This window comes from Bacteroides cellulosilyticus, from assembly GCF_020091405.1.
GTDB lineage: Bacteria > Bacteroidota > Bacteroidia > Bacteroidales > Bacteroidaceae > Bacteroides.
Map to the genome: position 1 here is coordinate 2,591,080 of NZ_CP081903.1, position 20,515 is coordinate 2,611,594.

24 protein-coding genes and 1 tRNA gene are annotated in these 20,515 nt (G+C 43.8%); 10 read left to right on the plus strand and 15 right to left on the minus strand.

From position 1 onward, the window contains the following. Window positions 1-14: 14 nt before the first annotated feature. From K6V21_RS09200 to K6V21_RS09210, 3 genes are all read right to left on the minus strand, one after another. Window positions 15-431, minus strand: a complete 417-nt coding sequence (locus K6V21_RS09200; protein ID WP_224321571.1) for a DUF5053 domain-containing protein — start codon at window positions 429-431, stop codon at window positions 15-17. A gap of 44 nt (window positions 432-475) precedes the next feature. Further along, window positions 476-673, minus strand: a complete 198-nt coding sequence (locus K6V21_RS09205; RefSeq protein WP_224321572.1) for a hypothetical protein — start codon at window positions 671-673, stop codon at window positions 476-478. A 287-nt stretch (window positions 674-960) separates the two neighbouring features. Next, on the minus strand, window positions 961-1,221 hold the full coding sequence (locus K6V21_RS09210; RefSeq protein WP_224321573.1) for a hypothetical protein: 261 nt from the start codon (window positions 1,219-1,221) through the stop codon (window positions 961-963). 178 nt (window positions 1,222-1,399) lie between these two features. Between K6V21_RS09210 and K6V21_RS09215 the strand changes: the two genes are divergently transcribed. From K6V21_RS09215 to K6V21_RS09240, 6 genes are all read left to right on the plus strand, one after another. Beyond that, window positions 1,400-1,909 (plus strand): phage antirepressor N-terminal domain-containing protein, encoded by a 510-nt coding sequence (locus K6V21_RS09215; RefSeq protein ID WP_224321574.1) that lies wholly within the window; start codon window positions 1,400-1,402, stop codon window positions 1,907-1,909. 208 nt (window positions 1,910-2,117) lie between these two features. Then, window positions 2,118-2,546 (plus strand): hypothetical protein, encoded by a 429-nt coding sequence (locus K6V21_RS09220; protein ID WP_224321575.1) that lies wholly within the window; start codon window positions 2,118-2,120, stop codon window positions 2,544-2,546. A gap of 419 nt (window positions 2,547-2,965) precedes the next feature. Beyond that, window positions 2,966-3,163 (plus strand): hypothetical protein, encoded by a 198-nt coding sequence (locus K6V21_RS09225; RefSeq protein ID WP_224321576.1) that lies wholly within the window; start codon window positions 2,966-2,968, stop codon window positions 3,161-3,163. After that, the gene (locus tag K6V21_RS09230) at window positions 3,160-3,522 is read left to right on the plus strand and encodes a hypothetical protein (RefSeq protein WP_224321577.1); all 363 of its coding nucleotides are present in this window, start codon (window positions 3,160-3,162) and stop codon (window positions 3,520-3,522) included. Before K6V21_RS09225 ends, K6V21_RS09230 begins: the two co-directional genes overlap by 4 nt. Then, complete coding sequence (locus K6V21_RS09235; protein ID WP_025835944.1) at window positions 3,515-3,700, plus strand: hypothetical protein; 186 nt, start codon at window positions 3,515-3,517, stop codon at window positions 3,698-3,700. Before K6V21_RS09230 ends, K6V21_RS09235 begins: the two co-directional genes overlap by 8 nt. Next, window positions 3,693-3,998 carry a hypothetical protein gene (locus K6V21_RS09240; protein WP_224321578.1) on the plus strand — a complete coding sequence of 102 codons (306 nt, stop codon included), beginning with the start codon at window positions 3,693-3,695 and terminating at the stop codon, window positions 3,996-3,998. The genes K6V21_RS09235 and K6V21_RS09240 overlap by 8 nt, the downstream gene beginning before the upstream one ends. Before the next feature lie 66 nt (window positions 3,999-4,064). Here K6V21_RS09240 and K6V21_RS09245 read toward each other — a convergent pair whose 3' ends face one another. Together K6V21_RS09245 and K6V21_RS09250 are read right to left on the minus strand one after the other, a co-directional pair. Then, on the minus strand, window positions 4,065-5,234 hold the full coding sequence (locus K6V21_RS09245; RefSeq protein WP_224321579.1) for a tyrosine-type recombinase/integrase: 1,170 nt from the start codon (window positions 5,232-5,234) through the stop codon (window positions 4,065-4,067). Between the two features lie 132 nt (window positions 5,235-5,366). Next, window positions 5,367-5,439, minus strand: a tRNA-Met gene (locus tag K6V21_RS09250). Window positions 5,440-5,672: 233 nt separating this feature from the next. Between K6V21_RS09250 and K6V21_RS09255 the strand changes: the two genes are divergently transcribed. From K6V21_RS09255 to K6V21_RS09265, 3 genes are read left to right on the plus strand one after another with little or no spacing between them, the layout of a single operon-like run. After that, on the plus strand, window positions 5,673-6,260 hold the full coding sequence (locus tag K6V21_RS09255) for a TetR/AcrR family transcriptional regulator (protein WP_026367270.1): 588 nt from the start codon (window positions 5,673-5,675) through the stop codon (window positions 6,258-6,260). A gap of 23 nt (window positions 6,261-6,283) precedes the next feature. Then, the gene (gene fabG / locus K6V21_RS09260) at window positions 6,284-7,030 is read left to right on the plus strand and encodes a 3-oxoacyl-[acyl-carrier-protein] reductase (RefSeq protein WP_044265620.1); all 747 of its coding nucleotides are present in this window, start codon (window positions 6,284-6,286) and stop codon (window positions 7,028-7,030) included. 8 nt (window positions 7,031-7,038) lie between these two features. After that, window positions 7,039-7,710 carry an RluA family pseudouridine synthase gene (locus tag K6V21_RS09265; protein WP_224321580.1) on the plus strand — a complete coding sequence of 224 codons (672 nt, stop codon included), beginning with the start codon at window positions 7,039-7,041 and terminating at the stop codon, window positions 7,708-7,710. Window positions 7,711-7,809: 99 nt separating this feature from the next. Here the strand turns inward: K6V21_RS09265 and K6V21_RS09270 are convergent, their stop codons facing one another. The 10 genes from K6V21_RS09270 to K6V21_RS09315 all read right to left on the minus strand — a co-directional run bounded on the left by K6V21_RS09270 (window position 7,810) and on the right by K6V21_RS09315 (window position 19,547). Further along, the gene (locus K6V21_RS09270; RefSeq protein ID WP_217714654.1) at window positions 7,810-8,841 is read right to left on the minus strand and encodes a DUF4857 domain-containing protein; all 1,032 of its coding nucleotides are present in this window, start codon (window positions 8,839-8,841) and stop codon (window positions 7,810-7,812) included. A 36-nt stretch (window positions 8,842-8,877) separates the two neighbouring features. Continuing rightward, entirely contained in the window at window positions 8,878-9,546 is a 669-nt protein-coding gene (locus K6V21_RS09275; RefSeq protein WP_224321581.1) for a hypothetical protein, read from the minus strand. Between the two features lie 15 nt (window positions 9,547-9,561). Continuing rightward, complete coding sequence (locus tag K6V21_RS09280; RefSeq protein WP_117707963.1) at window positions 9,562-10,449, minus strand: ABC transporter ATP-binding protein; 888 nt, start codon at window positions 10,447-10,449, stop codon at window positions 9,562-9,564. Window positions 10,450-10,711: 262 nt separating this feature from the next. Further along, on the minus strand, window positions 10,712-11,284 hold the full coding sequence (locus tag K6V21_RS09285; protein ID WP_217714652.1) for a PepSY-associated TM helix domain-containing protein: 573 nt from the start codon (window positions 11,282-11,284) through the stop codon (window positions 10,712-10,714). Further along, window positions 11,271-11,855, minus strand: a complete 585-nt coding sequence (locus tag K6V21_RS09290; RefSeq protein ID WP_217714651.1) for a hypothetical protein — start codon at window positions 11,853-11,855, stop codon at window positions 11,271-11,273. The genes K6V21_RS09285 and K6V21_RS09290 overlap by 14 nt, the downstream gene beginning before the upstream one ends. 36 nt (window positions 11,856-11,891) lie before the next feature. Next, on the minus strand, window positions 11,892-13,433 hold the full coding sequence (locus tag K6V21_RS09295) for a DUF6850 family outer membrane beta-barrel protein (RefSeq protein WP_224321582.1): 1,542 nt from the start codon (window positions 13,431-13,433) through the stop codon (window positions 11,892-11,894). 13 nt (window positions 13,434-13,446) lie between these two features. Beyond that, window positions 13,447-14,745 (minus strand): DUF4876 domain-containing protein, encoded by a 1,299-nt coding sequence (locus K6V21_RS09300; protein ID WP_224321583.1) that lies wholly within the window; start codon window positions 14,743-14,745, stop codon window positions 13,447-13,449. A 27-nt stretch (window positions 14,746-14,772) separates the two neighbouring features. Next, a complete protein-coding gene (locus K6V21_RS09305; RefSeq protein ID WP_224321584.1) occupies window positions 14,773-17,514 on the minus strand; it encodes a TonB-dependent receptor in 2,742 nt (913 codons plus the stop codon). A gap of 182 nt (window positions 17,515-17,696) precedes the next feature. Continuing rightward, the gene (locus K6V21_RS09310) at window positions 17,697-17,945 is read right to left on the minus strand and encodes a hypothetical protein (RefSeq protein ID WP_224321585.1); all 249 of its coding nucleotides are present in this window, start codon (window positions 17,943-17,945) and stop codon (window positions 17,697-17,699) included. A gap of 243 nt (window positions 17,946-18,188) precedes the next feature. After that, a complete protein-coding gene (locus tag K6V21_RS09315) occupies window positions 18,189-19,547 on the minus strand; it encodes a sigma-54-dependent transcriptional regulator (protein ID WP_224321586.1) in 1,359 nt (452 codons plus the stop codon). Window positions 19,548-19,639: 92 nt separating this feature from the next. Between K6V21_RS09315 and K6V21_RS09320 the strand changes: the two genes are divergently transcribed. Then, window positions 19,640-20,479: a peptidylprolyl isomerase gene (locus K6V21_RS09320; RefSeq protein ID WP_224321587.1), complete on the plus strand. Its 840-nt coding sequence runs from the start codon at window positions 19,640-19,642 to the stop codon at window positions 20,477-20,479. The last annotated feature ends 36 nt before the right edge of the window (window positions 20,480-20,515 follow it).

A 20,515-nucleotide genomic window follows, 5' to 3' on the forward strand; every position in this document is an offset into this window, starting at 1 on the left:
CAATAAAACGTCTCTCAAGATATGGAGAGTGAACCTAATTGTTTGCTGATGTCCTGAAGAGCAAAATTAAATGTTTCCAGGTCTTTTTTGCTAAGTGTATAAACTTTGCCTCTTACTTTACTTCCGTTGATACGCTGGCTGAGCCATGCTGTACTTTTACCGAAATATTTTTTAGCAATGTAGCCTAACGGAATAATTTCTGTATAAGGGGCTATTTGCTGTTTTAATGTAACATAATTGATCTGTTCTTCCGCCTCTGATGCAATTTCCTTGTAGCCATTGATTAAAAAATCGGCTATTGCATCGACATCTTTCTGATCCGTGTACTTGCTGGTTATCTCGTCAGAGAGCGCAACATATTTCTCCATGGCATCCGGTGCACCGGAGTGAGCGATTTCATGCAATTTCTTTAAATCATCTTTAAGTGCCATAATCGTATTGTTTTATGCTCCCCATGTGGGGAGCTTGTTTAACTTCATTTTTCCAATTCATTTAGAACTTTTTCCAAAAGTGCTATCTGTTTGTCTGTTTCAAGTTTGGCATCCAGGAGTTCATTCATTTTCTGTGTACTCATTTGGTTCCCTGCATTCTTGAAAGTGTGTTCATACATTTTAGATAACAATTTTAACTGGGTAAGTTTTGCAACCAGTTGCATTTTGGTTTCTTTTTCCATATCTCTTCGTTTTAATGACAATGCAAATATACATAAAGTTTTATTTATGTGCAAATTCCATAAAGAAAAGTTTATGTATTTCGTTTTTTTTATGTATTTATCGTGAATTGGGGTGGAGAGGAACAGGCTTTCTTTGGGATATTAATTTCAATTTTATATTTTTGTGGCATCTAATGATGCCAATTGTTTTACATGACTTACATAGTGCCTTTAGTATTTTCATCAGTCAAACATCGCGATTTTAAAGGCATGAGTAGCGCATCTTCTTGTAAGGTGTGCTACTCTTTTTATAATAAGAACCCTAACAAAAGACCAACTAATAAAGCTATGGGAATGGCTACGAGCTGTTTTTTAACCCGGGTTATGTCTTTTCTTAAAGACATAACTTCTTTGATTATAACAGAAATATCATCATCTATAAAATACATAACAGCATTGTTTTTTGCAAAATTATTATAAATAATTGAAGTTGAAGCGGAGAAATAAAAAATCTCCGCTTTTTTTTCTCCTATCCATACACAACCATCACCTATATCCGATATAGACATCGTATTTTAGATGGCCTGAAACAAACGGGTGGAACCTATAACTGGTTTCGTCCGTTTGTGTTTATTGTATTTGTTGTGTTAAATTATGGTTAAATATTTTATAATTATTTGGTTATCAAATAATTATAAAATATATTTGTCTTTGAAAATGAAAACAAATCATATGAACAACAAGATTATGGAAACAAAAATCATTACAAGAGTGAATAACGTGGACATTATTGCCACAAGTGACGAACAATTGGTACCAATCCGGCCTATTTGCGAGGCGTTGGGGATTGATGTGGAAAGACAGCGTAGAAAGATTCAAGAGGACGAAGATTTGAATTCAACTGCCGCCCTGACGCCCGCGGTTGGAGCCGATGGGAAAGAGCGCGAAATGCTCTGCCTTCCCATCCGTTATATCTTCGGTTGGATGTTCACCATCAACCCCAAGAACGTGAAACCCGAAGCGCAGGAAGCCGTACGTATTTACCGACGCAAATGTTATGATGCCCTATACAGTCACTTCTTCGGAACACAAAAGAGACAGATAGAGCAGAATCGGGTAGAAATATCCCTGTTAGAGGAACTGGCCGATCTGAACCAGCAACAGCAGCAGTTGAAGCAGACCATCAACGAAAAACGCAAGAAGTTGGAGAAACTTCGCGAAGAGAGGCTGAAAAACGAACCACAGCTGTTTGATTGAAAAAGTACTGAAGGAGCGGAGAAATAAAAAATCTCCGCTTTTTTTGTCGTTTGGTAACTTATTTCGACCTTTGCAGTGCCCAATTAAACCAAACGTTTCAATTCCTTATGTCGTGTAACCCGTACTCAATCGGGTTCCGGGTGGTTCTGGTGGGCGCACGGCATAAGGAATTGATTTTTTGCAGGCAATTAATTAACATTTTAATATTATGGAAAAGAAGATTTCATGTTTATTGTTTTCTATTTTAGCTCTATCAGCTTGTAGTGTAAGTAATTTACCGGCACCTAAATCAGAGGTTTTTATGATTGACTATTCTATGTTGACGCAACAAGGGTATTTTGTAACAGAATCTAATTCTGTAAGTTTCGACTACGAAGCGATAGGTAGTATTTATGCTGAAGAAGTTGGTGGGTGGGTACCAAAAGATGGAAAGCCCAAATCTACGGATCCTAAAGAGAACTACTATATAAATTCCGGTCGGAAACATATTTATCAGAAACCTAATCTCCAAAATACCTATGTCAATATAGCGGATAAGCTAAAAGCTGTGGGAGCCAATGGGATTATTAATCTAAAAGTCAGCAATTATTCTAATAAAATTATAATTACAGGTATGGCTATCAAAAAAAAGGATTGACATAAATTTCAATTTTATAAAGAAATTAATCGAATAGTAGAACAGCTTAATTTCTTTATGAGCAATACTAACTTTATGAAAAGATATGGAAGCGGAGCTGGTAGACTCCGCTTTTTTCGTACATAGCTACGAAATAGTTCTTCAAATAAAAAATCTCCGCTTTTCTTTTGCTGTTTCAAAAGAAACCTGCATCTTTGCAGTGCGTAACATTTGATACAGGCGAGATAGTTCGCCAACTTTAGCCGTTGGCATTTTTTATGCCTATTGGCTTTATATATAGTTCCGACCCCCGTGTGGAGAGTTTAATGACCTCCCAGCCTGTATCAGGTGTTACGCAACGGGAAAGCGGAACTTTTTTAGTTCCCTTCCCGTCTCTATTAACCAACAACATATTGTTTCATTTTAATGCGTAACAAAAAATGAAAAAACAGAATCAAAGCGCCCACGAACGCTATGTATCCGCGGAGAAGATCCAGCAAGCATTTGCTCAGCTGGGCATTGAATTGTGCGCCGGACGTAAACGGATCCGTGCAACACAAAGTGAGAAATCCATTTCCATCTATGTCAATGGTGGAACAGTCAACATCACCTTTAATGAGAAAGGAGGCAAAGCATGATGTTCTTTGTTTACCATTTACAGACATACGCTCCGAAGAACCGGGCATGGAAAAAGGTGATCGATTACGTGAATAAGTACGAGTATGTTCTTATCAAGGATGAACTTTCCCTGGATGCGCTCAAGCATGAATTATGTGACGTAATTAACCGAATCAATGCGGATCATCCCAAACTGAAACGCATACAATATTCTGCCGGTCCTCTGGATGGCAGCCGTACCATACGTATAGAGGCTCGTGTTATAAGTGGCGGATGTCCGGATCTTGTGTTCTTTCTCGATATTTGCAAGGTTCGTTCCGTTTATCAATTTAGCGAGAAGGCTAATGTACTGGAGCAGAAAGGAGGCGAGAATGAATGATGAGTTCTTTATCACCAAAACTGTAGATACAGGTAGCGAAGGCACTAAGAATGTTAGATATCACGTTTATGCTCGTAATTGTGATGGTGAGATTAATGAGATAAGTTATGAAGAACTGATGCGGTTTAACCAGTTCCTTACCAATTTCTTAAAAGAGGAGGAGAGCAGCCATGAATAATCGTAGAAAAATAGGCTTTCGGGCATACAATGATGATGCTCAGGATCCCGAAGAAGATGAACTGAAGAGAGAACAGGCAGAACGGCAGAAAGCTATAGCCGAATTTATCGGCCATAACTATTCGCCTATTGGTACTACTTCGCAGAAGTGTTACAAGACTTCTGCGGAATTGGTGTACGATATATCCAATATCATTGCTGTCCGTCCGGCAGAGTTGGCCAAACAACTCAGTGATGCTGGCTATCGTGTGGAATATTTGGCAGGACAGCCATATTGGGTGCTGTACGAGAAGACATAAAATATAAACGAAACATTTTTTTACATTTTTTTTGGAGGCTCTTGTCCGTGAGGATAGGGGCTTTCTTTATAATCCGCCTTTAAAATGTTTTGTTTCCTCGTGTACGGCTAAAGAATCTCCTTTTAAATACCTGTTTGTTGTAGCAACATCGCTGTGCCTTGCTTGATCACGCGCAACGACTATGCCTTCAGAGTTAGCCAAATCGCGAATGCCGGTATCTTTTAAGCTATAAAATTGGTAGCTGTTTGGCCACTTTAAGAATGCACGTACTTTATTAAAATATTCCCTGAATATGCGGGAATCCGCTTTGATGGCATTGGGTTTGAACTGCTTTCCGAATAAGTAAAAATGCGATGGGTTTTCAAAAACCTCAAGTTCTATCATCATTTTTATGACGGTATCATTGAGGCCAACCATGCCATCACGTCGGTTCTTACTGATGGTTGAAGATATAAATACCTTTTGTTCCTTAATGTTTATGTCGCTTAGGCGCACATTGCTTAATTCGTCCGGCCGGATAAAAGTATAATACTCCATCATACAGGCAAGTAAGAAATGCCGATTCGTTTCACCGAGATATTCTTTTAATCTTGTTAAATCAGGTGCGGTTAAGGCGGAACGGCGTTTCTCTCCTTCTACTAATGCCTTTATTCGTTCCGTTGGATTGTGATCTATGTATTTTTTTTCTTGTAGCCAGGTGCAGAATGCGGACAGCCATGTACGATAATTGTTTCTGGTTCTGGCTGTTGAATCCCGGTCTAATAATATATAGTCTAAAAAATCACTGATATAACATTGGTCGAACTGGTATATGTAGGTGATAGGGTTGCTTCTGGTAGAGTTGTATTCGAGCAACATGTTCATTCTCGATTGATAGTCGTAGGCTGTTTTCTTTTTCAGCGTGTTGTTACTTGTGAGTTTCTCGATATACCTTATGTATAAAGAGGTAACTTCTGAGAATTTGGCATATTGACGTTCTGTTGATGCTTCAATCCATGGATTCCATCCGCTTCGTAGGCGTGATGTGGCATTAGAGATGATTTCAGCAGCTCTTTTTTTTCGGTCTGAAATTTTAGCGATAGAATCCAGCATGTATTTTTTTCGCCGCATCTTTCCATCTGCGGGATCAAAACAAGTAAAGTCGACATACCAATTTTTACCGGTGTGTAGTTTGGGGAGGGTGTAATCCACTATATTATTTATTGTGGAGCCTTTTCGAGTTTTGGATAGAGACATTTTTTTATACGTTTTTCGAATACGAAAACGTATGATTAAACTTCAGCTATTTCGTTTGTCCGACATTTGTCCGACCTCTTTAATTGAAATGAGGATAAAAAGCTGAAATATAGCTAATTATCCTCATTGTAGTTGCGGAGATCCGACTCGAACGAATGACCTTTGGGTTATGAGCCCAACGAGCTACCAACTGCTCCACTCCGCGATGTTTAACGGGTGCAAAGGTACGGCTTTTTATGGAACAAACAAATAAAAGCCATATTATTTTTGCTAAAAAATGTAATAAGCGGACTAACTTATTGATAAGTAGTGTTATAACAGATATACTTTTTTATCCTCTCCCTGTGACCAAATGTTAATAAAATCTGTGTTTTCTTGTGTGGTATGCAGAAAAGTTTTACTTTTGCTCAAATTATTAAGCAATGTGCAATTATTAATATGGCCGTATCGAAGACAAAAGCTAAATTAGTGGATGTAGCCCGTCAGCTATTTGCGAAGATGGGCGTTGAGAATACCACAATGAACGATATCGCTCTTGCTTCTAAAAAAGGTAGAAGAACGCTTTATACCTATTTTAAAAGTAAGGAAGATATCTATATGGCTGTTGTCGAATCGGAGCTGGACATCCTTTCGGATATAATGAAGCGGGTAGTAGAGAAAGATATCTCGCCCGATCAGAAGATCATCGAAATGATTTATACCCGCCTGGATGCCGTGAAAGAGGTAGTGTACCGGAACGGAACACTCCGTGCTACCTTTTTCCGTGATATATGGCGGGTAGAGAAGGTGCGCAAACGTTTTGATGCCAAAGAAATACAGCTTTTCAAGGATGTGCTTCGTGAAGGCGTGGAGAAAGGGGTGTTTCAGGTTGACGATATCGACATGACTGCCGAATTGGTGCATTATAGTGTGAAAGGTATTGAAGTGCCTTACATACGTGGGCATATAGGTGCTAAACTGACCGATGAAACACGTGGACAATACGTTGAGAACATCGTGTTCGGGGCACTGCGTAGAAAAGAATAACTTTAATCAATAATTAAAAAAGTATGGGATTATTAGATGGAAAAACAGCCATTGTAACTGGTGCTGCACGCGGTATCGGTAAGGCTATCGCATTAAAGTTCGCTTCTGAAGGAGCAAATATCGCATTCACTGACCTGGTGATTGATGAAAATGCAGAGAATACGGCAAAGGAAATTGAAGCAATGGGCGTGAAAGCTAAAGGTTACGCTTCAAACGCTGCTAATTTTGAAGATACTGCCAAGGTGGTAGAAGCTATTCATGCAGACTTTGGCCGCATCGATATTTTGGTAAACAATGCAGGTATCACCCGTGACGGTCTGATGATGCGTATGAGCGAGCAACAATGGGATATGGTTATCAACGTTAACTTGAAATCCGCTTTCAATTTCGTTCACGCTTGTACCCCGATCATGATGCGCCAGAAGGGTGGTAGCATTATTAATATGGCTTCTGTAGTAGGTGTTCACGGTAATGCCGGACAAGCCAACTACGCAGCTTCCAAAGCTGGTATGATTGCTCTGGCTAAATCTATTGCACAGGAATTAGGTTCTCGCGGTATCCGTGCCAACGCTATCGCTCCGGGCTTTATCCTGACCGATATGACAGCTGCATTGTCTGACGAGGTAAGAGCTGAATGGGCAAAGAAGATTCCTTTGCGTCGCGGCGGTACTCCCGAAGACGTGGCAAACATTGCTACCTTCCTGGCTTCTGATATGTCTTCTTATGTATCAGGACAGGTGATTCAGGTAGATGGTGGTATGAATATGTAAGAAAGCGTATGACTGTCGTATACGAGGACAATCATATCATTATAGTCAACAAGACCGCTTCCGAGATCGTTCAGGGAGACAAGACGGGGGATACGCCGCTTTCGGAAACCGTAAAGCAGTATCTGAAGGAGAAATACCAGAAACCCGGTAATGTCTTCATAGGTGTTACCCACCGGCTGGACCGCCCCGTGAGCGGTCTTGTTGTATTTGCCAAGACCAGTAAGGCGTTGTCCCGCCTCAATGAAATGTTCAAAACCAGTGAGGTGAAGAAGACCTACTGGGCTATCGTAAAGAATGCCCCGAAGGAGCCGGAAGGAGAATTGGTGAACTATCTGGTGCGCAATGAGAAGCAGAACAAGAGTTATGCTTATGATAAGGAAGTGCCGAAGAGTAAAAAGGCTATCCTGCACTATCGGCTGATAGGTCAGTCGGATAATTACTTTCTGCTGGAAGTGGACCTGAAGACCGGACGGCATCATCAGATACGATGCCAGTTGGCGAAGATGGGATGTCCTATCAAGGGAGATTTGAAGTATGGCTTTGCCCGTTCCAATCCGGATGGAAGTATTTGCCTGCATGCACGCCATATCAGTTTTGTGCATCCGGTATCTAAGGAAATGATTGATGTGGAGGCGCCTGTGCCGGAGACGAATCTTTGGCAAGGATTCCGGATGATATAAGATTTTCACCACAGAGAACACAGAGAGCACAGAGGGTTATGATTCATAGATAATTAATAGCCTCTGTGCTCTCTGTGTCCTCTGTGGTGAAATGCTTTATCAGAACCTCGGTTTCACATATTTATCCTGAGAGGACGTAAAGTGCAATCCCGACATCCCGTTACTCTTTCTCGGAAAGCTGATGGACTTGATAAGTGAGTAATCATTTGCATCCAGTGCATAATATTCGTCCGCGTCGGCTGTTTTCACGCAAACCGTCCAGTCGAACATATTCCCGAAGATAGACAGGGCATCCTCTTCGGGGTTGAAGGAAGGAACTCCGGTCTTGATCACATCATAAGTTTTATTGTTCAGTACATAGAAGTTGTTATCCATATCCGTCAGGAAACCCAGTGTCTTGTGGTCCTTGAATTCTGTGATGAAGAGATACTTCGCATTTAAGCCTTCGGGCAGGGAAATGGCACGCACATACGGGCGTCCTTTCGTCTGTTTCAGATGGAAAAGTTTTCCCTCATTGTCCAGAATCAGATAACCTTCATCGTACTCTTTGCGGGTGGTAGGATTACCGGCCAACCGGCGGGCAGGGAATTTAAACCCTTTCTTCACCATAGCTTCTGTGAACAGTTGGCTTTTGTCAGCATCTATCGTATTGGTTTTCATACCGATAAATTCAATTCCTTTCGGGGTGATACGGAACACATCATCGGGCATAGTCAGATCCACGCGTCCCGACATACTTTCCAGCAAAGGATAAAGTTCTATCTTGGAGGCATTGATATCCGAGGCTGCCGAGCGGAAGCTGAAATTCGTAAGCTGCACTTCGCGCGGAGTGACGGCAACACCATTGATGCTGTCCGGGAACCGCTCATCCGCCATAAGCTGGCGCATGTAGAAGAACGGGAGAATACTGTCCGTCTGCTCCTGCGTATATACATTGCCGGACTGGTCGCGTCGTACTACGCCTTTACCATCTTCATTGCCCATGGAGAGGAAGTCACCGAGGACACAACTGTACATGGAGAAAGGAACTTTAGATGGCTTTGCCGCAAAGAAAGAATAACACCAGGGCAACTGCCAGATAATGAGCAATGCAATGGTGATGTATAAGAATATTTGACTAAAACGTTTCATTGTCTTTTTCGTTCTTAAGAGTGAATGTATAACCTGTTAATCTTGTTTGCCTACCTTGAACCGTGCGATGGAAAGCCATGAGAGACTTGCCGTGAACAGGGTGTAGATTGCCAGCCAGGGCAGGAAAGCATTATAGGCTTCCGGTGCCGGAGCCAGGAAGAAGATACGCAACAGCAATACGGAGATTACCAGATTGAGGACGCGCCGTTCCCAGGTCGGTTCCAGGCATATCCACGAAATCAGAAGATAAGCGGCAATGCCCGCCAGATACCAGGGAAGAGCTGTCAGCAGAATCCGTGAATAAAGTTCCGGAGCCAGGACGCCTTGCATGTAAACCGTCATCAACAGATAGTTGGCGGCAAAGCAGGCAAGTAACACTATCAGCCCGTAGAGTAGCATCAGGTTAATCATCCGCAGTTGCGGGTAGGGCAGATGTAATGTCAGTTTCAGGCATTTATGGTGCATTTCGGGTACGAATTGCACCAGGGCAAGCAGTATCCCGACTAATAGAGGAATAAATTCCAGTAAATCCACGAACACGGTATCCCGTGACAGCATAACTTCCCAAACGTGTTCTACGCCTTTCATGCTGGCAACACGGTTGATGCGCAGCATCGAGTATCCGGCAAAACCGAGCGTTACAAGCAGTGCAAGTAACAGATACCAGCGGGTTTTAATCCATTCTTTATAAAATATAGCGTTCATAATAATTATTCGTTATTAGTATTTTCCCGTCAGTCCGATAAAAGCATCTTCCAGGTTTACAGTCTCGCATTTCAAATCGCTGTAAGGCACTTGCAGGGCTTTGAAACGGTTTTCTACTTCTTGTTGAGGCAGGAACGAGAAGGTTTCCAGCGTATTTCTGATAAGAGACGGATGGTAGAAATCCTTATCTTCCGGCATCTTGTAACCTTCGGGCAACGTGCAGGTATAGCGGCGTATCGTGTCCAGCAGTTCCTTTACGGGCTGTTGGATAAGGATGCGTCCGTAATCCATGATGATGCAGTCGTCTACCAGGCGCTCCATGTCCTGAATGATGTGCGAGGTCAGGAAAACTGTTTTGTTTTCCGAACGGGCGTAGTCGCGCAGATAGTCCACAAAGAGGCGGCGGTAGCCGGGGTCCAGGCCGAGAGAGAAATCGTCCAGCACCAGCAGTTCCGGATTTTGCGCCAGGATAAGTCCCAGTGCCACCTGCGAACGCTGTCCGCATGACATACGCGAGATGCGTTGTCCGGGAGCTACTTTCAGTTTGTCCATCAGGTCGTAATAGGCTTCCTTACGCCACTGTCCCGGATAGAAAGCAGAATAAAACTTCTCAATCTCCCGGATAGTCATGAACTGATATTGCACGTGTCCTTCGATGAGCAGGCCGATATTACGGCGCGTCGAAGGGTGCATGGTCTGAATGTCCTGTCCGAAGATGGAACATTGGCCGGAGCGGGGTTTCAGGTAACCGCTCAGTATATTGATCGTTGTGGTTTTTCCTGTACCGTTTTTCCCCAACAGTCCCAGAATACGCCCTTTGGGTACGCTGAAACTGAGGTTCTCGTAAATCAACCGTTTGCCATAATAGTGCGTCAGGTTGTTGCATTCAATGATATTCTCCATTGATTTCTTTGGTTTTGATTAATGTCCGGCAGGAAGGGGATGAAGGGCGTTGGCCGTTCCTATGTGGGGGCACTCCCGTTCCCATTAGAGGAAACTCTCGTTCCCATTAAGGGAAACTTCCGTTCCCATTAGGAGAAACTGTCGTTCCTATTAAAGGAAACTGCCATTCCCTACTGGGAGAACTGCAATGCACACAGTACTAATGATTTATATCACTTCTCCTGTGCCTTTATCCCATCCTTGTGCCGAAGCTGCATTTAACTTATAGAAAAAGGAAAAGTAGCGGAATGAGGATACCAGCTGCAAGTTCTATACCTCCGCGTCCCCACAAGCCTTTCGGTCCTTTCAGCATCACCATTCCCGTGACGGTAATAATGATGAGTCCTACGGCAAACACATCCGCAAAGTGAGTCCACCATCTTCCGGGATTGTAATGCAGCTTGGTCAGGGCGCTTATCAACGGACGGCGTGTCAGCTTCTCGTAAACGGCTTGCTTGGTCTGTAGATTGACCATCAGGTTGGAACCGCCTTTCAGGAATACCTTCATCTGGTTTTCCTTCGGGAAGTAATGTTTGGTATAGTTCTTTTCTTCACCGAGTGGTGCCAGCAGTTTCAGGACATCATCCTTTTTCATTCCGGCCTGCGGGGGCATCACTTCGGTAATGGTATATTCCTGTCGCTCTACCGAGTAATTGGGATTGATCGTATTCCGGTGGTTCATCACAATTCCGGAGATGGCATATATCAATACCATCCCCGAGAAGAAGAATGAGAGGTCCCGGTGGATTGTCCGGCTCCATTTCCGAAATACGGTTCCCGCTTTACTGAATTTCATAGTTGGCGGCTTCCATATAATAGAATGACAGATAGGGTTTTCCTGATTCAGCCTGACGCTTGGCTATTTTGGCGCGGAAGTCGGCGATGCGTGCTTCGGGCGTATTGGCTGTTTCGCCGCGTGCTTTCTTCTCGGTGCTGCATCCGGCTTCGCCTTCACCATGCTTTTCGGCAGCGGCAGCCTTCAGACGTGATTCCCATTGTTGCAGATAAGCTTCGTCCACACGTTGTTCCTTCAGGGTTCCGGTGACGCGGACGATGCTGTTGACGCATTTCGTATCAAATGAACCCAACTTGGCGGCTTCTACGCGGATGGTCTGCGTGTCGTCGCTGCCCATCAGGAAGATTTTGGTGGCGCCGTGCTTGCAGGCATGTGTACACACACCTTCGATGGTGACTTCCTGGTCGGTCAGTGACTCGGCATTAGCCAGAAGGTCGTCTATTTCCATTGCACCGGAGGTCTGTTCGGTACTTGCGGTTTCTTCGGTGCTCTTCGGCTTGTTGCTGCAAGAAGTTCCGATAAAGAATAATGCCATGATGGCGGCTGCGATTGATAATGTTTTAGTACTCATTGTTGTTTTTGGTTTTATTGTTAGTTTCTATTTTTATTAAAAAGTGACTCCCAGGGATACTTCTATCCGGTCTGTTCCGCCACAATTCTTGTATTCCCGGTGTAACCAGTTGGCGGACAGGAACACGGCATACTGCTTGTTAACTACATAGTCTCCCCGTAGCTTGAGGGCTATGGAGGCATGGTCGTCACTCAGATAATCGATGTTCGAGAGCAATGTACTTCCTACCGATTTCCTGGTATCCAGTCCCGGTAGGGAATATTCCGACTTCACATTGGTGGTATATCCACCGGCAACGCCTGCTGATAACAGCATTTTCGATACTTTCCAGAGAGATTGTGCCTCCAGACCACCGCTTGCGGAAGCTATTTCTACGTAGCGTCCGTTATCTTTGTATTCCGGTTTGGCCTGTCCGTAATTGACGGTGGGAAGTAATGTCCATCCCCAACGACGGCTTCCGTAAAGACTTTGTCCCACCATACCCTTCAATGCTATTTTCTGCGTGACATTCTTGAATTGGTCCACACTACTGATTTTCGGGTAAACATTGGCGGTAGGATCGCCGAAAATGTTTTCAACGCCTGTACGTTGCTGCAATGCTGCCAATAAGCTTACTCCATATTTCCACTCCCGGTTCTGGCGGGTCCATGCGGTCTCCAACGAGATGTCTACATTCTTGACCTCATTGATGGGAGCGTAGTTAACGCTGACCAGTTCTTTAGTCAAATGGAAATAATCGGTACGCAATGAAGCGGAGAAGCCATTGTTCTCTCCGTTTTTGCTTACCGGAAGCAGATCGATACTGCCGCCTATCCCCGAACCTGTGTAACGGGAAGAGGTCTGTGATCCTGCAAAGCGGACATAATCCATCCCCAAACCCAGCATTTGATAGACAGAAGTGGAACCTTTATCGGCAAGATATTTGATATCGCTTCTCTGGTTATATTTGCGTGCCTGCACGGACAGGCCTACTATGTATTTTTCGCCCAGATTGCGTGAGAGTGCAAGGCTTGCTTTCAAGTCAGAGATAATATTCCGTGGACGCGGGTCTTTGTCACGGTAGGCAATCACTGCACGATAATCCAATTCCGCTCCTCCTGTCCATTTACCGAAGCGGTAAGTATATCCACCGGAGAATTTGTATTCTTCTTCCTTCATATACCCGCCGATGGAGTCACCCACTACATACGGGTAGAGTAATGAAAAGTCGGAATTTTCATTCCATACTACGTCTTCCCTGCGTCCGTTACGGTAAGAAGCAGTTCCAAAGAGCCGGCTGCGCTGGTTCAGCACAACAAAGGAATTTACCTTTATATTGAAATTCTTTTCTCCGTTTCCTTCCTGTGCCAGTGCTGCATTGCCACGCTCTTCATACAGTCCGTTCACACTGGTGGTGGTCAGGCTGAAAGGGCGCAGATCATAACGGATGGCACTATTCTGCCAAATCTGCTTGCGGAATAAGGCCGTATGGTTGTATTCCGACAATAGCTTTCGCTCAATATGGAGTGTGTCTGCCGCCCAGATTCTTATGGGCAGCAGGCACGCTATGGTTAATAGGGTGAGGAAACGTAATCTCATTCTTGGTCTTTAATTATTGGGCAGGCAATAAAGTGGCGCGTACTGAAGCTTTAAAGTCTACACTTGAGTTATTGGTATCTTGCAGCATTTCACGTCCGTCTTCGGTTGTATAAGATACTTTGCGGACTACTGCCTTGCTGGCATTTTCAACAGCGGTAGTGTTCATTCCGATATAAGTATAACTCATATCCAAAGCCGCACTTGTTACATTCCATATATATCCGTTTGTAGGACTGAGGTTGACTGCATCAATGATCCATTCATTCGGGAATTTATAGGAGTTGGTCACTGTCATTTCCTTGCCGCTATTCATATAAGTAGGGTTATATTTGTAGTCGGCTATATATGTATCCGCACTGATACTTTCCGGGATACGGCCGATGGCATAAGCTCTGTTGCCCTGTTTGCTTAGCAACCAAACAGTTTTTGTATAGTTGAAGATCATATCCAGATTGGGAACATCCGGGTTGTCCACATCCGGATTGGAAGCTGTTCCTCCCGTATACCATTCGAAGTCAGCACCGGTTAAATCCAATGAAGAAGAGAGAGCTTCTGTATGATTGATTGCATTATCACACAACAGGATGCTCTTGCCCGGCAGTACCGGATGTTCCTTTCCGCTTCCGGGGATGCGGGCTACTACCTGTACGGCCATAGCTTCGTCCATAATGTCAGGGTTATAATCAAATTTCTGGGTTGTTGGGAATTTAGATTCTACCAATACTAATCCATCGGCATAGAGAGTTTCTGAAGAGTTATTGTAAATGCGGATGTATTGGTCACCATTGTATTGTTTGTTGGTTTCCGTATTGTATGAACCTCCGGCAAAAATCTCGGCAATCACAAAATCACCTTTTTCATCCTTGTTCTGTACATAAACAGTCAGGTTCAGTGATACGCTTCCGCCTTTTACTTCTACATTCTGCTGTGAACCTTGAATGCTTGCTTCAGCGGTTTTGGTTACTTCTACATTCTCACCGTCTCCGTTTATTGCAGGTTCTGTTACGGTGTAGGTGTAAGTGGCTTTACCAATGAAGGCTACGTTGTAGAGTCCGTCTGTCAAAGTAGCCAGCGTGCTCTCGGTGGCGGTACGGGTCAGCGTAGCGCCGTAGTCAATGGTTGTTTCTGTTCCGGTGCTCACGTTAGTGAATGTATAGGTTCCCGTTTCAACTTTCAGATTGTCTCCGATAGTGTTCTTGATATTTAAACCCATATTTACCTGCGTAGAGGCAACGTCGTCATCACTGCAGCTTGTCATTGTAAAGCTGCCGGCCAACAGAATTGCTAATGCGAAATACTTAACTTTTTTCATCCTTGATTATTGTTTTATGTATTAATATTAAAATCTTAAATTAGCTTCCATACCGAAGTAAGGATTGGTGGTGCGTCTTATTAGTTGTGTCCCTCTATGATAATCGGGGGATACTGTCAGCAGTCTGTTCACGAACAGCGACAAATCCAGGTATTTTCCGATTTGTTTGGTTGCTTTCAGATTCAGATTCATTTCAAAGGGAACCGTTATGCGGTCAAAATAAGTGTCTCCATATATTGATACCAGATGTTGCAGTTGTGCATCTTTGGCATCTGCTTCGGTAAACGGGTGTATGTTTCCGCCTTTGTCCACGTAACTGCTAGGCATACCACTGTTCCATAACGGTTGACTGGCGGTGTACCAGGTGCATTGTGCAGCCAGTGAAAAGATCATACCTATTTTTTGTAAATACGTATCGGCTGTAAAGTTGGTGTTGAACTGTTCCTGAATCTTGGAATTTGAATCCCAATTATACATGCCTACATATTGTAACTGTTCTCCATTAATCATGACAGATGCTTCCTTGTATCGGATGGCATTGTTGCTGTATGTACTTTTCAGCCAGGCACCGGTGACGGTAAACCTTGTACGTAACGGTTTGATTCGTTGGGTATGAAAGGTGAATTCCACACCTTCTTTATCTACACGTGTACCGTTTCCTGTTGTTTCATAGGTATTGATCAGTGCATCTTCCGTATACGATAAATCTTCCAATGCGGGTGGGGCGGTCAGTTCCGAAGAATTGATGGATGAAGTGTCATACTTCTTATAAGCCAGCGTACGGTAATAGGACTTATTCCGGAAAGCATTATTCATGTGTTCCTGGAAGTAAGTGATAGAGAATCCGTATCCTTTATGGTCCACATTCACCCTTACTTCCCATTTCCGGTTACGTGCCGGTTCCAGGTCATAGTTCGTATTATCCCACTTATAAGTCATCATATTGATGCGGCGGAAATCAGGATTATTATGATAATAATTCAGTTGCACAACATCTACATACAGGTCGTCCGGGTAAAGTTGTGCTGTAGTCGGCATTCTGGATAGCCAGCCTATACCACCTGAAATGTCAATATGCCAATCTTTATTCTTACCCAAGGCGGGCAAACTCCATTTCAGGTTGAAACGTGGATCGAAGTAAAGTTTTCCCTGCATGGCGAATTTGTCCGACAGGCCGATAAAAGTATTTGCGCGTACACCGGCAGACAGGAAGAATTCGTGTTTGCCAAGTGACAGTTTCATTTGTTCTTCTGCATAGATAGATAACTCCTGTCGGGTAGGAATGTCGCTATAATTTCTCGGACGGGTGGTCGAGGCGGTTTGTAAGGGACGGGTAATATCATATACCTGGCCGTCACCGAAGTTTTTACTTAATTTCCATTCTGCACCCAGTTTCAATGTATGAGAACTCTTCAGCCAATTGAAGGCGAAATCTCCGTTAAGCTTGGCATTGGCATAGAACGGTTTACCGTCGATCAGCATATCTGCTACATAATTATAGGGTAGATAAAGTCCGTCGGCCTCTCCTTCTTCCATACTATTGGGAATACCCATCGGACGGTCTATGGATATGGTTTTTCGTTCTTTGATCTGGCTGAATTCCTGTGAGACGGAAGCTCTGGCCTGTAACTGGCGCAAGAAAGAGTTTATGGGACGCTTCAGAGTCCATTCGCTTCCCAGTGTCATTATATCATAAGAGGATTTATAAGAATCTTCTTTGATGGTGACATCTTTGTCTTGCTTCACATTGTCAAATGAGCCTGTATAGTCAGCATTTACGCGCCAGTCTATATGACCGATGTTTGCTTTATAGTTGCTGCCCCAGCGTGCTGAAGCTGTGATACGCTTGTAGTTTTCACGGCTGTCGCGTGGATCTACTTTTGAATCCAGGTAGCTGAGGTCTAAGTTAAGTACATTGCTGCCGTTTATAGCCAGACCCTTTCCGACAGAGAAAAGTTTGCTTACCTGGTCCGCTTTAAAGCGGGCGGTTAAAGGAGAAGCTGTTGATTTACGTTTTATGTTTATCAATCCATTAGTGAGGTTTCCGTACTCTACGGAAGGTATACCGCGGATGATTTCCACACTCTCTATATTGTCGGTAGATAGGGTTCGCATATCGACTCCTTTGGATACAAATTGTTTGCTACTGTTGTCTGTGCTCGACCCATTGAGATATTGCAAGTTGGCATCTGTGTTTACCGGCATGCCGTCTATGGCGAAACCTACTCCTAATGAAGAGATTATCTCACTGCTGTTTCCTGCTTCGCGAATGCTAATCAGATTTGCTTTCCCCATGTTAGGGTCGATGGACTTTCCACCGGGAAGCATTTCCAGCAGGTCGGTAAAACTGGTTGGTTGTAAGTGTTCCATTGCCTTGCGGTCTATCTTTGAAGCACTTGTTACTCCTTTTGATTCCGAAGCAGTGATTACCACTTCGTTCAATGCCATGGTCGATGAAGTAAGCTGGAAGGTTAATGTCGTATTTTTAGAGATGGAAAAGGTCTTTATCAGCTTGTCATATCCCAGATAAGATACAGTTGCTGTATATTCTCCGACAGATAATTTGGTGAAAGAGTATCGTCCGTTCTGGTCGCTGAGAGCGCCATACCAGGTTTTATCCGCAGTCTGTAATTGAATGGTAGCAAAACTTAAAGGCTCTTTAGTCTGCGCGTCTTGTATAGTTCCGGTGAGGGTGTAACCATGTTGGGCAGAAGCTGACAAGTGACTGATAAACAATAATGTTATGATATAAAGAACTTTGCGAAACATCTCTATCGATTTGTTTGCAAAGGTATGTAGAATGTAAAAGGTGAGAAATCGCTATTTGTAGGTAATTATTGTGTGGTTTTGTATATCTTGGTACTTATAAGTAGGTATTGGCTGAAAACGACAAAAGCCATCCCCCAGAATAGACAAGTAAGGGACGGCTTTTGTTATCAGTGTGCTTACTATTATTCAGCAGGCTGTGCAGGTGTTTCCGTTGCAGGAGTACTGCTGGCAGGAGCTTCAGCTTTGGGCTCTTCAGCTTTCGGTTCTTCTGCTTTGGGTTCTTCCTTGGCAGGCTCAGTGGCTTTGGGCTCTTCAGTTTTTTCCGTTGCCGGTTGTTGCTGTTGAGTTTTCACCGGGTCCTGAGCGTTTGCCAGGAAAGAACCACCACAAACAAACATAAACAGGGCTGCTACTAATACTAACTTTTTCATAATCATTTGCTTTTTAAGTGTTATACTAAATATATATCTTATAGTTGAAAGTTTAGGTTTCCTTTTTCTTTAGGAAGCTTTGTGCTTACATAAATTATAGTTGCAAAGCACGTGCCAGAAGAAACGAATTCTAGGTAAATGGTTGATAATTAATGATGAGAGGTAGTGGAGAAGTGTGGCACAGTGTGGAATTGTGTGGAAAGTGTGGAAATGGAGTGTGGAAAAATTCCACACTGGGGCTATTTAGCTCTCTATTTCGTAAAGTTTCAGCTTATTGTATAATGTTTTACGGTCTATGCCCAGCAGTTGCGCCGCCCGGCTTTTATTATTTCCCGTTTGCCGCAGTGCTTCGATAATCTGATGCTTTTCTGTTTCTTCATTACGCAATGGCAGACCTACATGGGGATGAGTGATTTGCTGCAGTTCGGTTAGTTCTCTCAGTGTAATAAGTTGGTCTTGTGCCAATAGGGTGGCGCGTCGTACCACATTCTTCATCTGTCGCAGATTTCCCGGCCAGTGGTATTCCAGCAATGCTTTGGATGCTGCATCATCGAATCCGATTAACTGTTTGTCCAGTTCCCGGTTGGCTTGGTCGAGGAAGAAGTTGGCAAAGAGAAGGATGTCTTCTCTCCGGTCCTTGAGTTCGGGCATGCGCAGGGTGAATTCATTGATACGGTGGAACAGATCCTGACGGAAAGTTCCTTTCTCAATGGCTTGTTCCAAATCTTCATTTGTTGCGGAAACCAAACGAACATCTACAGTGATTTCTTTATTGGAACCTACCGGACGTATTTTTCGTTCCTGCAAGGCACGTAGTAGTTGTATCTGGACTTCGTAGCTGAGATTACCTATTTCATCGAGGAAGATGGTTCCTCCGTTGGCTGCAACAAAGGCTCCTGTTTTGTCTGTCAATGCTCCGGTGAATGAACCTTTCACGTGTCCGAAGAACTCCGATGCGGCAAGTTCTTTAGGGATGGAGCCACAGTCGATGGCGACGAAGGGCTGTCCGGCACGCTTGCTGAGTTGATGGATACGGTGGGCTACATACTCTTTACCCGTTCCGCTGGCACCATTGATCAGTACCGACATTGTGGTGGGGGCAACCAGTCTTACATAATTATAAAGTTGCTTGGCAGCATCACTTTCTCCTTCCAGATAGTCGGAAGACGGAGCGCCGCCTGCATTTTTCTGATGGGTACTTTCTCCTTTTCCGGAACTGATGGTTTGTTTGGGGGAAGCAGCGGGTTGTTTCACAGCCTCACTGATTTTCTTCAGAAGCTCGTCCGGATTTACAGGCTTGGCAACGTAGTCGCTGGCACCTAATTTCATGGCTTGCACCGCCGATTGTATATCAGCATAGCTTGTCATCATGATGAGCGGAACGGACAGACCTTGCTCTCCCAACCACTTCAACAGATCGATGCCGTCCTTGTCGGGCAGACGCAGGTCGGACAAAATCAAGTCGGCACCCTCTGTTTCCAAATGTTTCTGGGCGCGGGCGATACTGCTGACGGAAGCTACCTGAAAGCCTTTTTTGCCTAACCAGGTCTTCAGCATCATACCGTAAGTAATGTCGTCTTCAACGATGAGTATGGATTTCATTGCCTTATTCTTTTGTCTCTTTTAAGACACAAAGGTAAACCGTTTTGTCTGAAAATCGTATATTTGCAAACTTAATTTAAATAAAAAGCGTTATGAGGAGGAATTTCACTGTATTATTAACCATACTGATTTGCAGCGTTACAGCCTGCCAATCGGGACAAAAGAAAGATAGAAACATGGATCAGGAAACTAAATTGAAGATTGAAACAACTGCGGGTGACATTATCGTGAAACTGTATAATGAGACACCGCAACATCGTGATAACTTCATCAAACTGGCGGAGGAGGGTACATACGAAGGTACATTGTTCCACCGTGTCATCAAGGATTTTATGATACAGGCAGGCGACCCTGAGTCAAAGAATGCTCCGAAAGGAAAGATGCTGGGTGCAGGTGATGTAGGTTATACTATTCCGGCTGAGTTTGTTTATCCGAAGTATTTCCATAAGAAAGGTGCATTGTCGGCTGCGCGTCAGGGTGACAATGTGAATCCGAAGAAGGAATCATCAGGTTGCCAGTTCTACATTGTGACGGGTAAAGTGTATAATGATACTACGTTGCTGGGGATGGAGAACCAGATGAACCAGAATCGTCTGACTACTGTGTTCAATGCTTTGGCACAGAAGCACATGAAGGAAATCTATAAGATGCGTAAGGAAAATGACCAGGATGGTCTGATGAACTTGCAGGATAGCCTGTTTGCGCAGGCTGAGGCGGAAGTTGCCAAGCAACCGGAATTCCACTTCACACCGGAGCAGGTGAAGGCTTACACTACGGTAGGTGGTACTCCGCATTTGGATGGTGAATATACTGTGTTCGGCGAAGTGATCGAAGGCATGGATATAGTAGATAAGATACAACAGGTAAAAACAGATCGTAGCGACCGCCCGGAAGAGGATGTGAAGATCAAGAAAGTGACAGTGTTGGACTAAACCGTTGATGAAATTAGTTCAAAAATGTGCAGTAAT